General features: G+C 71.8%; 18 protein-coding genes. 8 read left to right on the plus strand and 10 right to left on the minus strand.

What is annotated here, in order from left to right:
• Positions 1-18: 18 nt before the first annotated feature.
• The 5 genes from GA0070607_RS02300 to GA0070607_RS02320 are packed head-to-tail and all read left to right on the plus strand — an operon-like array spanning position 19 to position 2236.
• Positions 19-420, plus strand: a complete 402-nt coding sequence (locus tag GA0070607_RS02300) for a YbaB/EbfC family nucleoid-associated protein (RefSeq protein WP_089016668.1) — start codon at positions 19-21, stop codon at positions 418-420.
• 4 nt (positions 421-424) lie between these two features.
• Positions 425-754, plus strand: a complete 330-nt coding sequence (locus GA0070607_RS02305; RefSeq protein WP_089016669.1) for a WXG100 family type VII secretion target — start codon at positions 425-427, stop codon at positions 752-754.
• 3 nt (positions 755-757) lie between these two features.
• Positions 758-1252 carry a WXG100-like domain-containing protein gene (locus tag GA0070607_RS02310; protein ID WP_089016670.1) on the plus strand — a complete coding sequence of 165 codons (495 nt, stop codon included), beginning with the start codon at positions 758-760 and terminating at the stop codon, positions 1250-1252.
• A gap of 16 nt (positions 1253-1268) precedes the next feature.
• Positions 1269-1736 (plus strand): hypothetical protein, encoded by a 468-nt coding sequence (locus tag GA0070607_RS02315; protein ID WP_157743063.1) that lies wholly within the window; start codon positions 1269-1271, stop codon positions 1734-1736.
• Positions 1733-2236, plus strand: coding sequence for a hypothetical protein (locus GA0070607_RS02320; RefSeq protein ID WP_157743064.1), 504 nt, complete (start codon positions 1733-1735; stop codon positions 2234-2236). Before GA0070607_RS02315 ends, GA0070607_RS02320 begins: the two co-directional genes overlap by 4 nt.
• Before the next feature lie 66 nt (positions 2237-2302).
• Here the strand turns inward: GA0070607_RS02320 and GA0070607_RS02325 are convergent, their stop codons facing one another.
• The 7 genes from GA0070607_RS02325 to pgsA form a co-directional block, all read right to left on the minus strand.
• Positions 2303-3055 carry a YebC/PmpR family DNA-binding transcriptional regulator gene (locus GA0070607_RS02325; RefSeq protein ID WP_089016673.1) on the minus strand — a complete coding sequence of 251 codons (753 nt, stop codon included), beginning with the start codon at positions 3053-3055 and terminating at the stop codon, positions 2303-2305.
• A gap of 260 nt (positions 3056-3315) precedes the next feature.
• Positions 3316-3915, minus strand: a complete 600-nt coding sequence (gene pdxT / locus GA0070607_RS02330) for a pyridoxal 5'-phosphate synthase glutaminase subunit PdxT (RefSeq protein WP_089016674.1) — start codon at positions 3913-3915, stop codon at positions 3316-3318.
• A gap of 77 nt (positions 3916-3992) precedes the next feature.
• Positions 3993-4910, minus strand: coding sequence for a pyridoxal 5'-phosphate synthase lyase subunit PdxS (gene pdxS / locus GA0070607_RS02335; protein WP_089016675.1), 918 nt, complete (start codon positions 4908-4910; stop codon positions 3993-3995).
• Between the two features lie 151 nt (positions 4911-5061).
• Entirely contained in the window at positions 5062-5565 is a 504-nt protein-coding gene (locus GA0070607_RS02340) for a hypothetical protein (protein WP_089016676.1), read from the minus strand.
• Positions 5566-5647: 82 nt separating this feature from the next.
• Entirely contained in the window at positions 5648-6808 is a 1161-nt protein-coding gene (locus tag GA0070607_RS02345; RefSeq protein ID WP_089016677.1) for a glycosyltransferase family 4 protein, read from the minus strand.
• 57 nt (positions 6809-6865) lie between these two features.
• Positions 6866-7798 (minus strand): phosphatidylinositol mannoside acyltransferase, encoded by a 933-nt coding sequence (locus GA0070607_RS02350; RefSeq protein ID WP_089016678.1) that lies wholly within the window; start codon positions 7796-7798, stop codon positions 6866-6868.
• A gap of 46 nt (positions 7799-7844) precedes the next feature.
• Positions 7845-8474, minus strand: a complete 630-nt coding sequence (gene pgsA / locus GA0070607_RS02355) for a phosphatidylinositol phosphate synthase (protein WP_089021603.1) — start codon at positions 8472-8474, stop codon at positions 7845-7847.
• Between the two features lie 250 nt (positions 8475-8724).
• Here pgsA and GA0070607_RS02360 point away from each other — a divergent pair, with 250 nt between their 5' ends.
• A complete protein-coding gene (locus tag GA0070607_RS02360) occupies positions 8725-10881 on the plus strand; it encodes an elongation factor G-like protein EF-G2 (protein ID WP_089016679.1) in 2157 nt (718 codons plus the stop codon).
• Positions 10882-11064: 183 nt separating this feature from the next.
• On the opposite strand, the gene GA0070607_RS02365 is transcribed toward GA0070607_RS02360, so the two are convergent.
• Positions 11065-12123 (minus strand): aldo/keto reductase, encoded by a 1059-nt coding sequence (locus GA0070607_RS02365; RefSeq protein WP_089016680.1) that lies wholly within the window; start codon positions 12121-12123, stop codon positions 11065-11067.
• A 97-nt stretch (positions 12124-12220) separates the two neighbouring features.
• Here GA0070607_RS02365 and GA0070607_RS02370 point away from each other — a divergent pair, with 97 nt between their 5' ends.
• Entirely contained in the window at positions 12221-12703 is a 483-nt protein-coding gene (locus tag GA0070607_RS02370) for a hypothetical protein (protein WP_089016681.1), read from the plus strand.
• A 37-nt stretch (positions 12704-12740) separates the two neighbouring features.
• Here GA0070607_RS02370 and GA0070607_RS02375 read toward each other — a convergent pair whose 3' ends face one another.
• Positions 12741-13253, minus strand: a complete 513-nt coding sequence (locus GA0070607_RS02375; RefSeq protein WP_172899152.1) for an HIT family protein — start codon at positions 13251-13253, stop codon at positions 12741-12743.
• A gap of 177 nt (positions 13254-13430) precedes the next feature.
• Between GA0070607_RS02375 and GA0070607_RS02380 the strand changes: the two genes are divergently transcribed.
• Positions 13431-14159 carry a D-Ala-D-Ala carboxypeptidase family metallohydrolase gene (locus GA0070607_RS02380; RefSeq protein ID WP_089021604.1) on the plus strand — a complete coding sequence of 243 codons (729 nt, stop codon included), beginning with the start codon at positions 13431-13433 and terminating at the stop codon, positions 14157-14159.
• Between the two features lie 47 nt (positions 14160-14206).
• Here the strand turns inward: GA0070607_RS02380 and thrS are convergent, their stop codons facing one another.
• Complete coding sequence (gene thrS / locus GA0070607_RS02385) at positions 14207-16216, minus strand: threonine--tRNA ligase (RefSeq protein ID WP_089016683.1); 2010 nt, start codon at positions 16214-16216, stop codon at positions 14207-14209.
• Positions 16217-16332: the final 116 nt, after the last annotated feature.

Genomic DNA, 16332 nt, shown 5'->3' on the forward strand with positions numbered 1-16332 from the left:
CGGTCGAAGGGTGGTCGGATGACGGAGGGGTTCGAGGCCGTCCTGGCGCAGGCTCGTCAGGCATTGCAGGCGGTGCGCTCCGGTGCGAGCGCCGGAGACGAGCCAGCCGCCGAGGGCACCGGCACCGCGTGCGACGGGCTGGTCCAGATCACCGCCCAGGGCGGGCGACTGACCGACGTGACCGTCAATCCTCGTGCGCTGCGGCTGCCCGCCGAGGATCTCGCCGAGGGCTTCCGCGAGGCGGTCAACGCGGCACTGGCCGACATGGAGGCGAAGTCCGCCCCGGAGTCGCCACCGATCACCGACCCGGCCGCCCTGTCCGAGCAACTGGAACGCCTGCAGGAGCAGAGCGCGCAGCAGATGGCCCGGTACACCCGGTCCATCGAGGAGACGCTCGGCCGGATGCGGGAACGGGGGTAGGGCGATGGCCGGCTTCGAGGTCGATCCCGGGTCGCTGCGCGGCAGCGCCGGCTCGCTCGACCAGGTGGTGGACCGGCTGGCGGACGCCCTCACCGAGTTCGAGGGCACCGTCCAGGCGCTCGGCGAGCCGTGGGGCGCCGACGACATCGGCACCCTGATCGGCGAGTTGTACCACGGCATCCACGACCTGGCGATGAGCTGCTTCGAGGGCAACGGCGAGGTCCTCGGGCAGTTCGCCGAAGGCCTGCACACCATGGCCGACACCTTCGACGAGGTCGAACAGGAGATCGACGCCGGCCTGCGCCGGATCGGCCAGCTGCTGGGTGAGGGCTGACCGATGGGGCTGCAACTGCCCGGAGAGCTGGTCTCCCTGCTCGGCATGCTCGGCTACAGCTGGCCGGAGGCCGACGAGGAGAAGCTGTTCGAGCTCGGCCAGCACTGGCTGGGGCTGGCGGCGACCGTTCAGGCGGTCGGCGACGACGCGCAGCGCACCGGCGAGGCGGTGTGGACGGCCAACAGCGGCCAGGCCGTGAGTGCGTTCCAGGCCAGGTGGAGCGGCGCGGAGGCGCCGGTGACCAACCTGGCCGACGGCGTGACCGCGGCCCAGGGAGTGGCCATCGGGCTCTTCGTAGCGGCCGGGGTGATTCTCACCCTGAAGATCAGCGTCATCGTGCAGCTGGTGATCCTGGCGGTGCAGATCGCGCAGGCGATCGCCACCGCGGTGGCCACGTTCGGCGCCTCGCTCCTCGAGATCCCGATCTTCAAGATGATCACCTCCCTGATCATCGACCAGCTGCTCGGCCTCGCCGTCGGGGCGCTGCTCAATGGGTAAGGGCAAGCTACGCCGGATGCGACGGCAGGGGCGGGGCGGCTTCGCCCGGGGCATGTTCGGCCCACTCGGGGACCTGCTGCGCCCCGGCCAGGACCTGACCAACCTCGACCTGCCGCGCAACAAGCTGCGCTATCCCGGCGCCACGCCCTTCCCGGTCCGGTCGCTGCGCGGCGTCTCCATCGGGTCACTGCGCAAACAGCGGCCTCGCAACTGGACCGAGACCCCGACCCGCAACAACGAGGGCTTCATCTGGAAGGACGAGAACGGCGTCGAGCGGCTCAGGTTCATGCGACCCACCGGCGACAATCCGAGCGCCAGCCAGTGGAGCCGACAGGCCAACGGCTACCTTCGCTGGCAGTCCTCCCAGTCCGGCGACAGCCCGACGGATAACCTCTTCCTCGACCAGGACGGCAACCTGGTCGACAAGAGCGATCCGCTGTTCGCCGAGAAGACCCACATCGTGTACGAAGGCCCGTATCCATGATCCATGAAGGAGACCCGGTGGAGCCGATGCGCGACCCTCGGGCGGCGCTCAACCACATCATGGAGGCGCTCGTCTTCAGCTACCGCTACGACCCGGACGAGCGGACGTTCGTCCTCGTCACCGAGTTTCCGCTGAAGTCCCCGGGCAGCATCCGCGAGTTCGCCGCGTTCGTCTTCACGGACGTCGACTTCGAGCGCCTGGCCGGCGACCTTGCGCCCTACCAGCGATTCGGAGAGGCGTACAGCGGTGTCGGCCCGGGCGGCATGGTGGTGCAGGACGTCCAGCAGCGGGACATCGGGCCGGACCGGCACCGGTTGGAGCTGTGGTTCGGCGACAACTTCGGCGGCGTGGCGGTCGTCTACGGCCAACTCCGCGGCTTCACCCGCGGATCGACGGCCGAGCAGGTGGGGCCGCGCCAGTGGGTCTACCGCGACTCGCGTACCAACGAGCGGTTCGACCTGGACTTCCCGTTCCCGAGCCTGGTCGGCCCGGCGGCCTGACCGAGAAGGTCGATTCCCGCCGGACGATCAAACGGTCCGGCGGGAATCAGCGCCAGTGTCACCGCGTCAGGCGTCCACCGCGGCCATCACGTCGTCGCTGACGTCGAAGTTCGCGTAGACGTTCTGCACGTCGTCGCAGTCCTCCAGGACGTCGATCAGCTTGAAGATCTTGCGCGCGCCCTCCTCGTCCAGCGGGATGTTCATGCTGGGGATGAGGGACGACTCGGCCGACTCGTACTCGATGCCGGCGTCCTGCAACGCGGTGCGGACCGCGATCAGGTCGGTCGGCTCGGAGACCACCTCGTACGCCTCGCCGAGGTCGTTGACCTCTTCGGCGCCGGCGTCCAGGACGGCCATCATCACGTCGTCCTCGCTGGTGCCCTCCTTGGGGACGATCACCACGCCCTTGCGGGAGAACATGTACGACACCGAGCCGGCGTCGGCAAGCGAGCCGCCGTTACGGGTCAGCGCGGTGCGCACCTCGGTCGCCGCCCGGTTGCGGTTGTCGGTGAGGCACTCGATCAGCATCGCCACGCCGTTCGGGCCGTACCCCTCGTACATGATCGTCTGCCAGTCGGCGCCGCCGGCCTCCAGGCCGGAGCCGCGCTTGACCGCGCGGTCGATGTTGTCGTTCGGCACCGAGCTCTTCTTGGCCTTTTGAATGGCGTCGTAGAGCGTCGGGTTACCGGAGGGGTCGCCGCCACCGGTCCGCGCGGCCACCTCGACGTTCTTGATCAGCTTGGCGAACATCTTGCCGCGCTTGGCGTCGATGACGGCCTTCTTGTGCTTGGTCGTCGCCCACTTTGAGTGGCCGGACATCTCCTACCTCCGTCTGTCATTCCACGCCTGCGTCGACTGCCGCACCGATTCCGCGCCGCATCCGGCGATCCGGCGGCCGGTCGGCTCCGCGGGAGATGCCGCGCCGGGCGACGGCCCTGCCGAACCGCGGCAATCTTACCGAGGTCACACCCGGGCATGTCACACCCGGCACCCGCTCGGGGCGCCGCCGGGGCACCCGGGCCACCCAGAAGACAACGACCGGGGGCCGCGGAACATGCCCCGCGGCCGGACCGAAGGCCTCAGGCGGCCCGCACCAGGTCCACGAAGTACGCGTGCACGCGCAGGTCACCGGTCAACTCGGGGTGGAACGACGTGGCCAGCAGGTTTCCCTGCCGGACCGCCACGATCCGGTCGGCGGCCGGACCACCGGTCACCTTCCCGATCACCTCGACGCCATCACCGACCCGCTCGACCCACGGAGCGCGGATGAACACCGCGTGGAACGGCTCCCCCGGCACCCCGCTGATCTCCACCGGCGCCTCGAACGAGTCGACCTGCCGGCCGAACGCGTTGCGTCGGACCGTCATCTCGATACCGGCGAAGCCACGCTGGTCGGGGCGGCCGTCCAGCACCTCGGTGGCCAGCATGATCATGCCGGCGCAGGACCCGTAGACCGGCATGCCGTCCGCGATGCGCTTGTCGATCGGCTCACGCATCTCGAAGATGTCGGCGAGCTTGCTGATCGTGGTGGACTCGCCCCCGGGAATGACCAGCCCGTCGACCGCGTCCAGCTCCGCCGGGCGGCGCACCGGGCGGGCGTCCGCGCCCGCCGCGGCCAGGGCCGTGACGTGCTCGCGGACGTCCCCCTGGAGCGCGAGCACACCGATCACCGGTGCCATGCCCTCACCCAGTTCCTCTCGTTGTCAGGAAGGGACCCTTCCTATACCGCAGGCGTTAAGAAGGTGCCCTTCCTTCGTCACCAGCCGCGCTCGGCCAGGCGGTGCGGCTGCGGGATCTCGTCGACGTTGATGCCGACCATCGCCTCGCCCAGGCCGCGGGACACCTTGGCCAGCACGTCCGGGTCGTCGTGGAAGGTGGTGGCCTTGACGATCGCGGCGGCCCGCTGAGCCGGGTTGCCGGCCTTGAAGATGCCGGAGCCGACGAAGACGCCCTCCGCGCCGAGCTGCATCATCATCGCGGCGTCGGCCGGGGTGGCGATGCCACCGGCGGTGAACAGCACCACCGGCAGCTTGCCGCTCTCGGCGACCTCCTTGACCAGCTCGTACGGGGCCTGGAGCTCCTTGGCCGCGACGTACAGCTCGTCGGCCGGCAGCGAGGAGAGCCGACGGATCTCCTGGCGGATCTTGCGCATGTGGGTGGTGGCGTTGGAGACGTCACCGGTGCCGGCCTCGCCCTTGGAGCGGATCATGGCCGCGCCCTCGGTGATCCGGCGCAGCGCCTCGCCGAGGTTGGTAGCACCGCAGACGAAGGGCACAGTGAAGGCCCACTTGTCGATGTGGTTGGCGTAGTCGGCCGGGGTCAGCACCTCGGACTCGTCGACGTAGTCCACGCCCAGCGACTGGAGGATCTGCGCCTCCACGAAGTGGCCGATGCGGGCCTTGGCCATCACCGGGATGGAGACGGCCTCGATGATCCCGTCGATCATGTCGGGGTCGCTCATCCGGGACACCCCGCCCTGCGCGCGGATGTCGGCGGGCACCCGCTCCAGCGCCATCACCGCGACAGCACCGGCGTCCTCGGCGATCTTGGCCTGCTCCGCGTTGACCACATCCATGATCACGCCACCCTTGAGCATCTCGGCCATGCCACGCTTGACGCGGGCGGTGCCGACGACGGGGGTGGTACCGGCGTTCGGGGCGGTGGTTTCGGGCACGGGTCATCGCTCCTTGGACGTACATCTGGGGGTGGCAGCGAAAATGCTACGCCCGGGCCAACGCCGCACCGACAGCCAATCAGACCCCCGGTGGCCTGCACTGTGGCCCTCGTCACCAGCCGGGCGCAGCGGCCGGGCCTCCGCCGTCCGGTCAGTTCGCGGGCACGTCCGCGGGCACCGTCAGGGTCGGGTCGTCGATGTCGAAGTACCGAGGCCACTCGCGGCCCCGCCCCATCCGCAACAACCGCACCAGCGGACGGCTGCGCGCCGACCGGGCGTCACGGACCAGGTCGGTGTGCACCTGCCGGGACAGCGCGAGCCGGCGACTGGCGGCGATGACCGCCCCGCAGTCCGGATCCGCCGCGTCCAGCTGCACCGTGCGCAGCTGCCGGGTCAGGTCGTTCTCCGCCGCCTCCCGCTCGTCCGGAGGGGCGTCCAGGGCGATCCGGGCCGCCGCGTACAGCTCGACGCCGAAGCGCCGCTCAGCCAGCACGGCGGCGGCCGCCGCGCGGCGCAGCAGGTGGGCGTCGAGGGCCCGCGCCGCCAGCTCCGCGCGGCCCTGCAACCGCTCGACCCGGCCGGCGGTCCAGATGAGGTACGCCGCGACGAGCCCCACCACCAGGCTCAGGGCCACCACCCACCACATGTGCGGCATCGTAGTGCTGCTCCGTTTCCGTCCGTCCGGGCACGGCCACGCCGGTCATCCCGTCAACAGCCGCACCATCCGTCACACCGGCTCAGCCCAACCCCACCCATTCCTGGTCGATGACCCGCCCGTCGGTTGCCTCGATCGCCGCTGCGTATACCTCCAGAACACGGCGAGCAACCACCGGCCAGTCGAAATTCGCCACCACCTGATCGCCGCAGGCGCTCAGCTCGGCCCGACCGGCCGGGTCGTCCAACAGATCGGCCAACGCGTCGCGCAGCCCCGCCGGGTCACCCGTGGGAAAGAGCCGCCCGGCCCGCCCGCCGTCGAGCACCCGCCGGAACGCGTCCAGGTCGCTCGCCACGACGGTGGTGCCGGCGGCCAGCGCCTCGGTGAGGATCATGCCGAACGACTCGCCGCCGGTGTTCGGCGCCACGTAGAGGTGCACACTGCGCAGCATCCGTGCCTTGTCCGCCTCGGAGACCAGCCCGAGGAAGGTCACCCGCTCGCGCAGCGCGGCCGGGAACCGGTCGTACAGGTCGTCGGCGTCACCCGGGCCGGCGACCAGCAGCCGCAGCTCGGGGCGGGTGGCGGCCAGCTCGACGAAGGCGTCCCGCAGCACCGGGAAGCCCTTGCGCGCCTCGGTGAACCGGCCCAGGAAACCCAGCGTGCCGCCCGTACCCGGAGTGCACTCCCCCGGCCAGCCGGGCAACGGCTCGGCGTCCGCGAACTTGGCCACCGCCACCCCGTTGGGAATCTCCACGGCGCCGCCGTCCATGTGCTCGACCTGCACCTTGCGGGCCAGGGCACTGACCGCGATCCGGGCGGTGATCCGCTCCAGCACGATCTGGAGCACACCCTGCGCGGCGGCCAGCACCCGCGAGCGGGTCATCGCGGTGTGGAAGGTGGCCACCACCGGCCCGCGCGCCGAGAGCACGGCCAGCAACGACAGGCTCAGCGTGAGCGGCTCGTGCACGTGCAGCACGTCGAAGTCGCCATTGGTGATCCACCGCCGGACCCGGGCGGTGGAGACCGGGCCGAACGCGATCCGGGCCACCGAGCCGTTGTACGGCAGCGGCACGGCCCGGCCGGCGGAGACCACGTACTCCGGCAGCGGAGAGTCCTCGTCAGCCGGCGCGAGCACGCTGACCTGGTGACCGAGCGCGATCAACGCCTCGGCGAGGTCCATCACGTGGTTCTGCACGCCGCCCGGGACGTCGAAGGAGTACGGGCACACGATGCCGATCCGCATGCGTCAGCGCCCCTCGTCCGAGACTGTGGGGCTCCGCCTCACCGTGCACCCACCCCCTCAGGCCTGACCGCTGGCCGGCGAGGGCAGCGCCGTGCCGGCCCCCGTCCCCCGCTGGTCCAGCCACATCCGCTGCAACATGTGCCAGTCTTCCGGATGCCGGGCGATACCCGCCGCCAGACGGTCGGCGATCAGCTGGGTCAGCGACCGGACCCGCTGGTCCAGAGGCCCCGTCTCGGGCGCGGGCACCGGCAGCGGGCCGGCGAGCGAGGCGCACGCCGCGTCCGGTTCGTACCACATCGAGGCCACGTAGAGCGGCGCGCCGGTGTGCAACGCCAGCAGCGCCGGCCCGGCCGGCATCCGGGTCCTGCCGCCGAAGAAGTCCACCTCCACCCCACGGGCGGACAGATCCCGGTCGGCCAGCAGCGGCACCACCGCGCCGGCGCGTACCCGGTCCAGCAACACGTCGAACGCCGGACGCGGGCCACCGTGGGTCGGCAGGATCTCCATTCCCAGGCTCGCCCGGAAGGCCATGAAACGCTCGTACACGCCCTCCGGCTTGAGCCGCTCCATGACCGTGGTGATCGGCCAACCGGTGGCCGCCACCCAGGCGCCCGCGGCATCCCAGTTACCGGCGTGCGGCAGGGCCACCACCGCGCCACGTCCGGCGGCGACATCGGCGGCGAGCAGCTCGGCGCCGTCGAGCCGGAAACTGGACAGGATCTGCGACCGGCTCAGGGCGGGCAGCCGGAACGCCTCCATCCAGTACCGGGCGTACGAGCGCAGTCCACGTTTCACCAGCTCGTCCAGCTCGGCCTCGGGCAGGTCGGGGCCGACCACCCGGCGCAGGTTCGCGCGCAGTCGTTCCGTACCCCCGCCGCCGGCGCGGTGGGCGCGGTCCGCACCCGCCTGGAACGCCGCAGCCACCAGCGGCCGGGGCAGTGCGCGCAGCACCCGCCAGCCGGCGACGTAGCCCAGCTCGGTGAGGTTCACGCGACCCGGCCGCCGGTCGTCCCGTGCCGGGCCACCGGCGCGCTGTTCACGCCTGGCCGTCCGGCTGGAGCTGCTGGGCCTGGCGGTAGACGTGCGCCATCCGCTGCCCCACCGTGAAGATCGACACTGCGGCGAGCAGCCAGAGCGCGATCTCCAGCGCCGGGTCGACGCCGACGCCGGTGAGTATCCCGCCGACCCCGACGATCAGCAGCCGCTCGGTCCGCTCGGCGATGCCCACGTTGCAGGTCATGCCCAGCCCCTCGGCGCGGGCCTTGACATACGAGACCAACGCGCCAGCGGCCAGGCAGAGCAGCGCGGCGGCCACCCCGGAGTGGTTGTTCTGGGTGGCCAACCAGTACGCGACCGCGCCGAAGACGGCGCTGTCCGCGACCCGGTCCATGCTTGAGTCGAGGAACGCGCCGAACCGGGTGGAGCCGCCGCTCATCCGGGCCATCGTCCCGTCGAGCAGGTCCGTGAGCGCGAACACGGTCACGATCAACGCGCCCGCGACCAGATGGCCGCGGGCACCGAAGCCGAGGGCACCGATGAGCACACCGACGGTGCCCGCAACGGTGACGGCATTGGGGGTGACGCCCGCACGGAGCAGGGCGCGTGCGATCGGCTCGACGACGCGGGTCATCCCCGCGCGGGCCGACACTTGGAAGATCTTCGCCATGGCGGTCCCCACGATAACGGTCCGCCCAGCTCCGGCGATACGGCCGGTCCCTTCGACCCGCCCGGGGCAGGCTTGTGCCTACCCGGCAACGGGTGTGAGATCGAGCCAGGAGGTGAGCCAGCTCACCCGTCCGCCCGTCCCGTTCCCGCTGTGCAGCAGACCACCGGAGGATATCGCCGCGCACTCGCCCCGGGCCGCTTCCCGTCGCGCGGCGGTCGCCACCAACCACCGGCTGAGGGAGGTGCGCCCCATGGCGCAGAAGAGTCAGGAGAAGGGTCCCGCCGGCGGCACGCCGGCGGTGACCGAACCCGACAGGGTTCGCAACGTGGTGCTCGTCGGGCACTCCGGAGCGGGCAAGACGACCCTGGTCGAGGCGTTGCTCGCGGCCACCGGCGCGATCGGCCGGGCCGGCAACGTGGTCGACGGCACCACGGTCAGCGACCACGACCCGGCGGCCGTGCGCCAGCAGCGCTCGGTGAGCCTGTCCTGCGCGCCCCTGCTGCACAACGGCATCAAGGTCAACCTCCTGGACACCCCCGGGTACGCGGACTTCGTCGGCGAGCTGCGCGCCGGGCTGCGGGCCGCCGACGCCGCGCTCTTCGTCGTGTCCGCGGCCGGCGGGATGGACGCGGCGACCGTGGCGCTGTGGGAGGAGTGCGCGGCCGTCGACATGCCGCGTGCGGTCGCGGTGGCCCGGCTGGACCAGCCGCGCGCCGACTTCGACGAGGCGGTGGCGCTCTGCCAGCGGGTCTTCGGCGACAACGTGATGCCGCTGTACCTGCCTATGCTCGGTGACGACGGGGTCTCCACCGTCGGCCTGCTCGGCCTGATCACCCGCCGGGTCTTCGACTACACCGCCGGGCACCCCGCCGACGTACGCGAGCCGGACCCGGAGCACCTGCCGGCCATCGCCGAGTCCCGCAACGAGCTGATCGAGGGGGTCATCGCCGAGAGCGAGGACGAGACCCTGATGGACCGCTACCTCGAGGGCGAGGAGATCGGCACCGAGGTGCTCATCGAGGACCTGGAGAAGGCGGTCGCCCGCGGCCACTTCTACCCGGTCGTGCCGGTCTGCGCGGAGACCGGGGTCGGGCTGGACGCGCTGCTGGAGGTGCTGACCGCCGCGTTCCCCTCGCCGCTGGAGCACGAGGTGCCGCCGGTGGCCGGCGTGGACGGCTCGCCCCGCCCTCCGCTGACCTGCGACCCGGCCGGGCCGCTGGTCGCCGAGGTGGTCAAGACCACCGTCGACCGGCACGTCGGGCGGGTCTCGCTGGTCCGGGTCTTCTCCGGCACGCTGCACCCCGACCAGACCGTGCACGTCTCCGGGCACGGTCTGGCCGAGCGCGGCCACCCCGACCACGACGCCGACGAGCGGGTCGGGCACATCTACACCCCCCTGGGCGCCACCCTGCGCGAGGTGCCGCTCTGCGTGGCCGGCGACATCTGCGCGATCACCAAGTCGGGCAGCGCGGAGACCGGCGACACCATCTCGGCCAAGGACGACCCGCTGCTGATCGCGCCGTGGGAGATGCCCGAGCCGCTGCTGCCGGTGGCGATCGTCGCGCGGAGCCGGGCCGACGAGGACGCCCTGGCCCGCAACCTGGCCCGGCTGGTGGCCGGCGACCCCACGCTGCGGCTGGAGCGCAACCCGGAGACCCACCAGCTGGTGCTCTGGTGCATGGGCGAGGCGCACGCGGACGTGGTGCTGGACCGGCTGCGCGCCGGGGGCGTGGAGCTGGACACCGAGCCGGTCCGGGTGTCGCTGCGCGAGACGCTGACGGTGCCCGCGAAGGGGCACGGCCGGCACGTCAAGCAGTCCGGCGGCCACGGCCAGTACGCGGTCTGCGACATCGAGGTGGAGCCGCTGCCCCGGGGCAGCGGCTTCGAGTTCGTCGACCGGGTGGTCGGCGGCGCGGTGCCGCACAACTACATCCCGTCGGTGGAGAAGGGCGTCCGCGCCCAGCTGGAGCGCGGCCTGGTCGCCGGCCACCCGGTGGTGGACCTGCGGGTGACCCTGGTCGACGGGAAGGCGCACAGCGTCGACTCCTCCGACGCGGCCTTCCAGACCGCCGGCGCGCTGGCGCTGCGCGACGCCGCCGAACGGGGCCAGCCGGCGCTGCTGGAGCCGATCGACGAGGTGACAATCCGGGTGCCGGACGGTTCGGTGGGCGCGGTGATGGGCGACCTGTCCGGCCGGCGCGGTCGGGTGCTCGGCACCGAGCCGGACCCGGACGCCGAGGGCCGCACCCTGGTCCGGGCCGAGGTGCCGGCCACCGAGCTGCTCCGCTACGCCGTCGAGCTGCGCTCGATGACCGCCGGCACCGGCACGTTCCGCCGCCACTTCGTCCGCCACGACCCCATGCCCACCCACCTAGCCGACCAGACCCGCAAAGAACAAACCCCCTAACCCCCCGCCCCCGCCCCCGCCCCGCCCGCCCCGCCCCCAGCCCCGTCGATCTAGGGGAGATCACCGCGAGTTGATCTCCTCGGGCAACGATTCGCCCTAGATCGACGAGGCGGGGGGCGGGGCGGGCGGGCGGGGCGGGCAGGGTGGGGTGGGGCGGGTGGGGGGCGGGTGGGTGGGGTGGGGTTAGGGGTGGGTTACCGGGTGGGTGGGGCGGGGCCAGTGGGGGCGGTCGGCGTCGCGTAGTGCGGCGGTGCGCAGGGCGGCCAGTTGGCGCTCCACCTGGGCGAACTGGTCCGGTGGCAGCGGGCCCCGGTGCAGCGCGGCGGCGTTCTCCTCGACCTGATCGACCGTACGGCAGCCCGGGATCGGGACGGTGCGCCCGCTGCGGGCCCAGATCCATCCCAGCGCGCCCTGCGCGAGGGTGCGCCCGTCGGCGGTGAGCGCGGCACGGACCGCGCCCACCCGGCGCAGCCACTCCGGTGCCGGCCGGCCGCCACGGAACCACTCCAGCCAGCCCGGGGTCAGCCCACGCACGTCGTCCCGGGGCAGCGTCGAAGCGGCCGAGTACTTGCCGGTGAGCAGACCCATCCCCAGCGGCCCGCGGTTGACGCTGGCCAGGTCGTACTTGTCGCAGATGGCGAGCAGCTCGGGGGCGTCGTGCAGCACCGACAGGGTGTGCTGCACGGCTGTGGCACCGGCGGCCGCGTGCCCGAACGCGGTCGCCCGGTCCGGGCGGTCGGTGCTCCACCCGTACGCCCGGATCAGGCCGTCCGTGACCAGGTCCTCGCAGGCGCCGATCAGCGCCTCGGCCCGAGGCACCGGCAGGTCGGCCAGGTGCAGCTGGTACAGGTCGATCCGGTCGGTGTCGAGCCGGCGCAGCGAGTCGCTGACCGCCCGCCGCAGGTAGGCCGGCGACGCGTCCTCCCCGGTCGCCTGCCGGCTCGCCTCGTCGAAGGTGTAGCCCCACTTGGTGGCGATCACGGCCTCGTCCCGGCGGCCGGCGAGCGCACGCCCGAGCACCCGCTCGCCGTGTCCGGCGCCGTAGGTGTCGGCGGTGTCGAACAGGGTGACGCCCAAATCGAGCGCGCGGCGCACCGCCCGCACGGACTCGTCGTCGTCGACCGCGCCCCAGCCCAGCGGCTGGGTTCCCTCCGCCCAGGGGCCACCGATCGCCCAGCACCCCATGCCGAGGGCGCTGACCTCGATGCCGCTGCGCCCCAACGTCCGTGTCGTGACTGCCATCGAACGATCGTGCCACCTCCACGGGGTCCGGACGTAGCGGTTCCCGGGCCGGGGACGTCGGGGCGCGAACGCTTGTGTCGTACGGCATGATCGCCCCATGCGACGGCTGGGCGTGGACATCGGCGGCGTGCTCATCGAGCCGGCTGACGAGGACGCCGACACGTCGTTCTTCGGCGCGTACTACCTGCGTACGCCCGCCGTCGACGGGGCGTTCGACGCGCTCGCGGCGCTCGGCCCGGAGTTCGACGAGGTGCACCTGGTCTCCAAGTGCGGCGAGGCCACCGAGCGGCGGACCCGGGAGTGGCTCGCCCACCACGACTTTCCGGCCCGCACCGGCATCCCGGTCGAGCGGCTGCATTTCTGCCGGACCCGGCCGGACAAGGCGCCGATCGCCCGGCGGCTCGGGCTGACCCATTTCGTGGACGACAAGCTGGAGGTGCTCGGCTACCTCGACTCGGTGCCGCACCGCTACCTGTTCCGCCCCCGCCCGGCGGAGGTCGCCGCACACGCGGGGCTGCTGCCCCGCGTACACCGGGTGGAGAGCTGGCCGGAGCTGGCCGGCCTGCTGCGCGCCGGTTGACCGGACCGGCGCGCACGCCGCGCGCCGGCACGACGGGTCAGGAGGGCCAGGCGCGGGCGAGAAGGTCGCGGGTGTCGCCGAGCAGCTGCGGCAGGACCTTGGTGCGGCCGATCACCGGCATGAAGTTCGCGTCGCCGCCCCAGCGCGGCACCACGTGCTGGTGCAGGTGCGCGGCGATGCCGGCGCCGGCGACCCCGCCCTGGTTCATCCCCAGGTTGAAGCCGTGGGCGTTGCTGACCTTGCGGATCACCCGCATCGCGGCCTGCGTGAATGACGCCAGCTCGCTGGTCTCCGGCCCGTCCAGGTCGGTGTAGTCGGCGACGTGCCGGTATGGACACACCAGCAGGTGGCCCGGGTTGTACGGGTAGAGGTTGAGCACCACGAAGACGTGCTCGCCGCGGGCCACGACCAGGCTCTCCTCGGGTGGCAGCTTGGGGGCCCGGCAGAACGGGCAACCGGTCGGCTTCTCGTAGCCCTCGGCCGGGCGGTCCTCCCCGGAGATGTACGTCATCCGGTGCGGCGTCCAGAGCCGCTCAAGGCCGTCGGCCATCCCGCCGCTGTCCGTGTGCCGTTCCGCCCCTGTCACGAGCCGATCCTACGGAGCCGGCCGGGCGGGTCGCGACACCCACCGTTGGGAAACTCGATTGCTGGAAGTTGTTGACGGACAGGAGCCCGGACATGAAGATTTCATGCATCCAGATACTTCCATATGACGATGGAGGGTTCCATGATCCGACGGCTCGGCAGGATCGTCGCGGCGCTCGCGCTCGCCGCCGCCACCACGGTGGCCGGCATCACCGTCACCGCCAGCGCGGCACACGCCGACGGCTGCTACACCTGGGGTCGCACGCTGTCCCAGGGGATGTCCGGCGAGGACGTCCGGCAACTCCAGATCCGGGTCGCCGGCTACCCCGGCTACGGCGCCGTGCTCACCCTCGACGGCGCGTACGGCCCGGCCACCCGATCGGCGGTGATCCGCTTCCAGCAGGCGTACGGACTGTCCGCGGACGGCATCGCCGGCCCGCAGACCTTCAACCGGATCTACGCCCTGCAGGACGACGACTGCACCCCGGTCAACTTCAGCTACGCCGAGTTGAACAACTGCAACAGCACCTGGGCCGGCGGCGCGGTCGCGGCGAGCACCGCCCGTTCCAACGCGCTGGTCTCGATGTGGAAACTCCAGGCCCTGCGGCACGCCCTCGGGGACGTGCCCATCGCGATCAGCAGCAGCTTCCGCAGCTACGCCTGCAACAGCGCGGTCGGCGGGGCGTCGAACAGCCGGCACCTGTACGGCGACGCGGTGGACCTGGTCGGTTCCCCGTCGTTCTGCCGGCTGGCCCAGCAGGCCCGCTACCACGGCTTCGCGCAGATCCTCGGCCCCGGCTACCCGGACCACAACGACCACACCCACGTGGCGGCGGTCGGCGGCTGGTCGGCGCCGAACTGCGGGATCTGACGCCTGGGCGCGATCGCCCCAGACCGTGGGGCGATCGCGCCGAGCCGCTACTCGGCGGCGGCGGACGGGCCGATGTTGGTCCGCGAGCTGACCACGTCGAGGATGTGGGTCACCGCCTCGGCGATCGGCACACCGTTGCGCTGCGAGCCGTCCCGGTAGCGGAAGGAGACCGTGCCGGCAGCCACGTCGTCGTCCCCGGCGATCACCATGAACGGGATCTTCTGCTGCTGGGCGGTGCGGATCTTCTTCTGCATCCGGTCGTCGCCCGCGTCCACCTGCGCCCGGATCCCCTCGGCGCGCAGCGCCGCGACGAACCCGTGCAGGTAGTCGGTGTGGTCCTCACGGATCGGGATGCCGACCACCTGGACCGGGGCCAGCCAGGCCGGGAACGCCCCCGCGTAGTGCTCGGTGAGCACCCCGAAGAACCGCTCGATCGAGCCGAACAGCGCCCGGTGGATCATCACCGGCCGCTGCCGGCTGCCGTCGGCCGCCTGGTACTCCAGCCCGAACCGCTCCGGCTGGTTGAAGTCGACCTGGATGGTGGACATCTGCCACGTCCGGCCGATCGCGTCCCGGGCCTGCACCGAGATCTTCGGCCCGTAGAACGCCGCGCCGCCCGGGTCGGGGACGAGGTCCAGCCCGGAGGTCGCCGCGGCGGTCCGCAGCGCCTCGGTCGCCTCCGCCCAGTCCTCGTCGTCACCGATGAACTTGGGCGAGTCGTCCCGGGTGGACAGCTCCAGGTAGAAGTCGTCCAGGCCGTAGTCGCGCAGCAGGTCCAGCACGAAGCTGAGCAGCGTGGACAGCTCGCCGGCCATCTGCTCACGGGTGCAGTAGATGTGCGAGTCGTCCTGGGTCAGGCCGCGTACCCGGGTCAGGCCGTGCACCACGCCGGACTTCTCGTACCGGTAGACCGTGCCGAACTCGAACAGCCGCAGCGGCAGCTCCCGGTACGACCGCCCGCGCGCCCTGAAGATCAGGTTGTGCATCGGGCAGTTCATCGCCTTGAGGTAGTAGTCCGCGCCCTCCAGCTGCATGGGCGGGAACATGGTGTCCGCGTAGTACGGCAGGTGCCCGGAGGTCTGGAACAGCTGCGCCTTGGTGATGTGCGGGGTGTTGACGAACTCGTACCCCGCCTCCTCGTGCCGGCGCCGTGAGTAGTGCTCCATCTCCCGGCGGATGATGCCGCCCTTGGGGTGGAAGACCGCCAGGCCGGAGCCGATCTCGTCGGGGAAGCTGAACAGGTCCAGGTCCGCGCCGAGCTTGCGGTGGTCGCGCCGGGCAGCTTCCTCCAGCAGCTTCAGGTACGCCTTCAGCTCGTCGCGGGTCGGCCACGCGGTGCCGTACACCCGCTGCAACTGCGGGTTCTTCTCCGACCCGCGCCAGTACGCGGCGGCCGAGCGCATCAGCTTGAACGCGCCGATCAGCCGGGTGGTCGGCAGGTGCGGGCCCCGGCACAGGTCCGACCAGCAGACCTTGTCCTCCTTGGCATCGAGGTTGTCGTAGATGGTCAGCTCGCCGCCGCCCACCTCCATCACCTGCGAGGAGTCCAGCCCGTCACCCTTGAGGTCGATCAACTCCAGCTTGAACGGCTCGTCGGCCAGCTCGGCGCGGGCCTCGTCCAGGCTGCCGAAGCGGCGGCGCCGGAACCGCTGCCCCGACTTGATGATCTCCTGCATCCGCTTCTCGACCCTGCTGAGGTCGTCGGGCTGGAACGGCTTGTCGACGTCGAAGTCGTAGTAGAAGCCGTTCTCGATCGGCGGCCCGATGCCCAGCTTGGCCTCGGGGAAGATGTCCTGCACGGCCTGGGCCAGGACGTGCGCGGTGGAGTGGCGCAGCACGTTGAGGCCGTCGGGCGAGTCCAGACTGACCGGCTCGACGACGGTCTCCTCGGCCGGCGACCAGTCCAGGTCGCGCAGCTGGCCCTGCGGGTCGCGGACCACGACGATCGCCTTGGGGCCGTTCGCGGGCAGTCCGGCCGCGGCCACCGCGTCGGCCGCCGTGGTCCCGGCGGCGACGACGACAGGGTCGGCCACGGCGGGGGTACGGGGTGCGGACACGGTGACTCCTTCATGCGGTACGAGACGGATGCCGATCCTCGGCTCCTGCCGATGCTATCGGTCCACCCACTCCAGGTAAGGAAGGGCACCTTCTTAACGCCTCGGGTAGAGGAAGG

Origin of the sequence: Micromonospora coriariae (assembly GCF_900091455.1) — a bacterium.
Classification (GTDB): Bacteria; Actinomycetota; Actinomycetes; order Mycobacteriales; family Micromonosporaceae; genus Micromonospora; species Micromonospora coriariae.

What these genes read in the sequence shown, in the direction of transcription:
- GA0070607_RS02345 (WP_089016677.1), bottom strand. Translation starts at nt 6,808, where the DNA reads ATGCGGATCGGCATCGTGTGCCCGTACTCCTTCGACGTCCCGGGCGGC.
- GA0070607_RS02340 (WP_089016676.1), bottom strand. Translation starts at nt 5,565, where the DNA reads ATGCCGCACATGTGGTGGGTGGTGGCCCTGAGCCTGGTGGTGGGGCTC.
- GA0070607_RS02320 (WP_157743064.1), top strand. Translation starts at nt 1,733, where the DNA reads ATGATCCATGAAGGAGACCCGGTGGAGCCGATGCGCGACCCTCGGGCG.
- GA0070607_RS02310 (WP_089016670.1), top strand. Translation starts at nt 758, where the DNA reads ATGGGGCTGCAACTGCCCGGAGAGCTGGTCTCCCTGCTCGGCATGCTC.
- pgsA (WP_089021603.1), bottom strand. Translation starts at nt 8,474, where the DNA reads ATGGCGAAGATCTTCCAAGTGTCGGCCCGCGCGGGGATGACCCGCGTC.
- GA0070607_RS02380 (WP_089021604.1), top strand. Translation starts at nt 13,431, where the DNA reads ATGATCCGACGGCTCGGCAGGATCGTCGCGGCGCTCGCGCTCGCCGCC.
- GA0070607_RS02360 (WP_089016679.1), top strand. Translation starts at nt 8,725, where the DNA reads ATGGCGCAGAAGAGTCAGGAGAAGGGTCCCGCCGGCGGCACGCCGGCG.
- GA0070607_RS02325 (WP_089016673.1), bottom strand. Translation starts at nt 3,055, where the DNA reads ATGTCCGGCCACTCAAAGTGGGCGACGACCAAGCACAAGAAGGCCGTC.
- GA0070607_RS02300 (WP_089016668.1), top strand. Translation starts at nt 19, where the DNA reads ATGACGGAGGGGTTCGAGGCCGTCCTGGCGCAGGCTCGTCAGGCATTG.
- GA0070607_RS02315 (WP_157743063.1), top strand. Translation starts at nt 1,269, where the DNA reads ATGCGACGGCAGGGGCGGGGCGGCTTCGCCCGGGGCATGTTCGGCCCA.
- GA0070607_RS02305 (WP_089016669.1), top strand. Translation starts at nt 425, where the DNA reads ATGGCCGGCTTCGAGGTCGATCCCGGGTCGCTGCGCGGCAGCGCCGGC.
- pdxT (WP_089016674.1), bottom strand. Translation starts at nt 3,915, where the DNA reads ATGGCACCGGTGATCGGTGTGCTCGCGCTCCAGGGGGACGTCCGCGAG.
- GA0070607_RS02370 (WP_089016681.1), top strand. Translation starts at nt 12,221, where the DNA reads ATGCGACGGCTGGGCGTGGACATCGGCGGCGTGCTCATCGAGCCGGCT.
- GA0070607_RS02365 (WP_089016680.1), bottom strand. Translation starts at nt 12,123, where the DNA reads ATGGCAGTCACGACACGGACGTTGGGGCGCAGCGGCATCGAGGTCAGC.
- GA0070607_RS02375 (WP_172899152.1), bottom strand. Translation starts at nt 13,253, where the DNA reads ATGGCCGACGGCCTTGAGCGGCTCTGGACGCCGCACCGGATGACGTAC.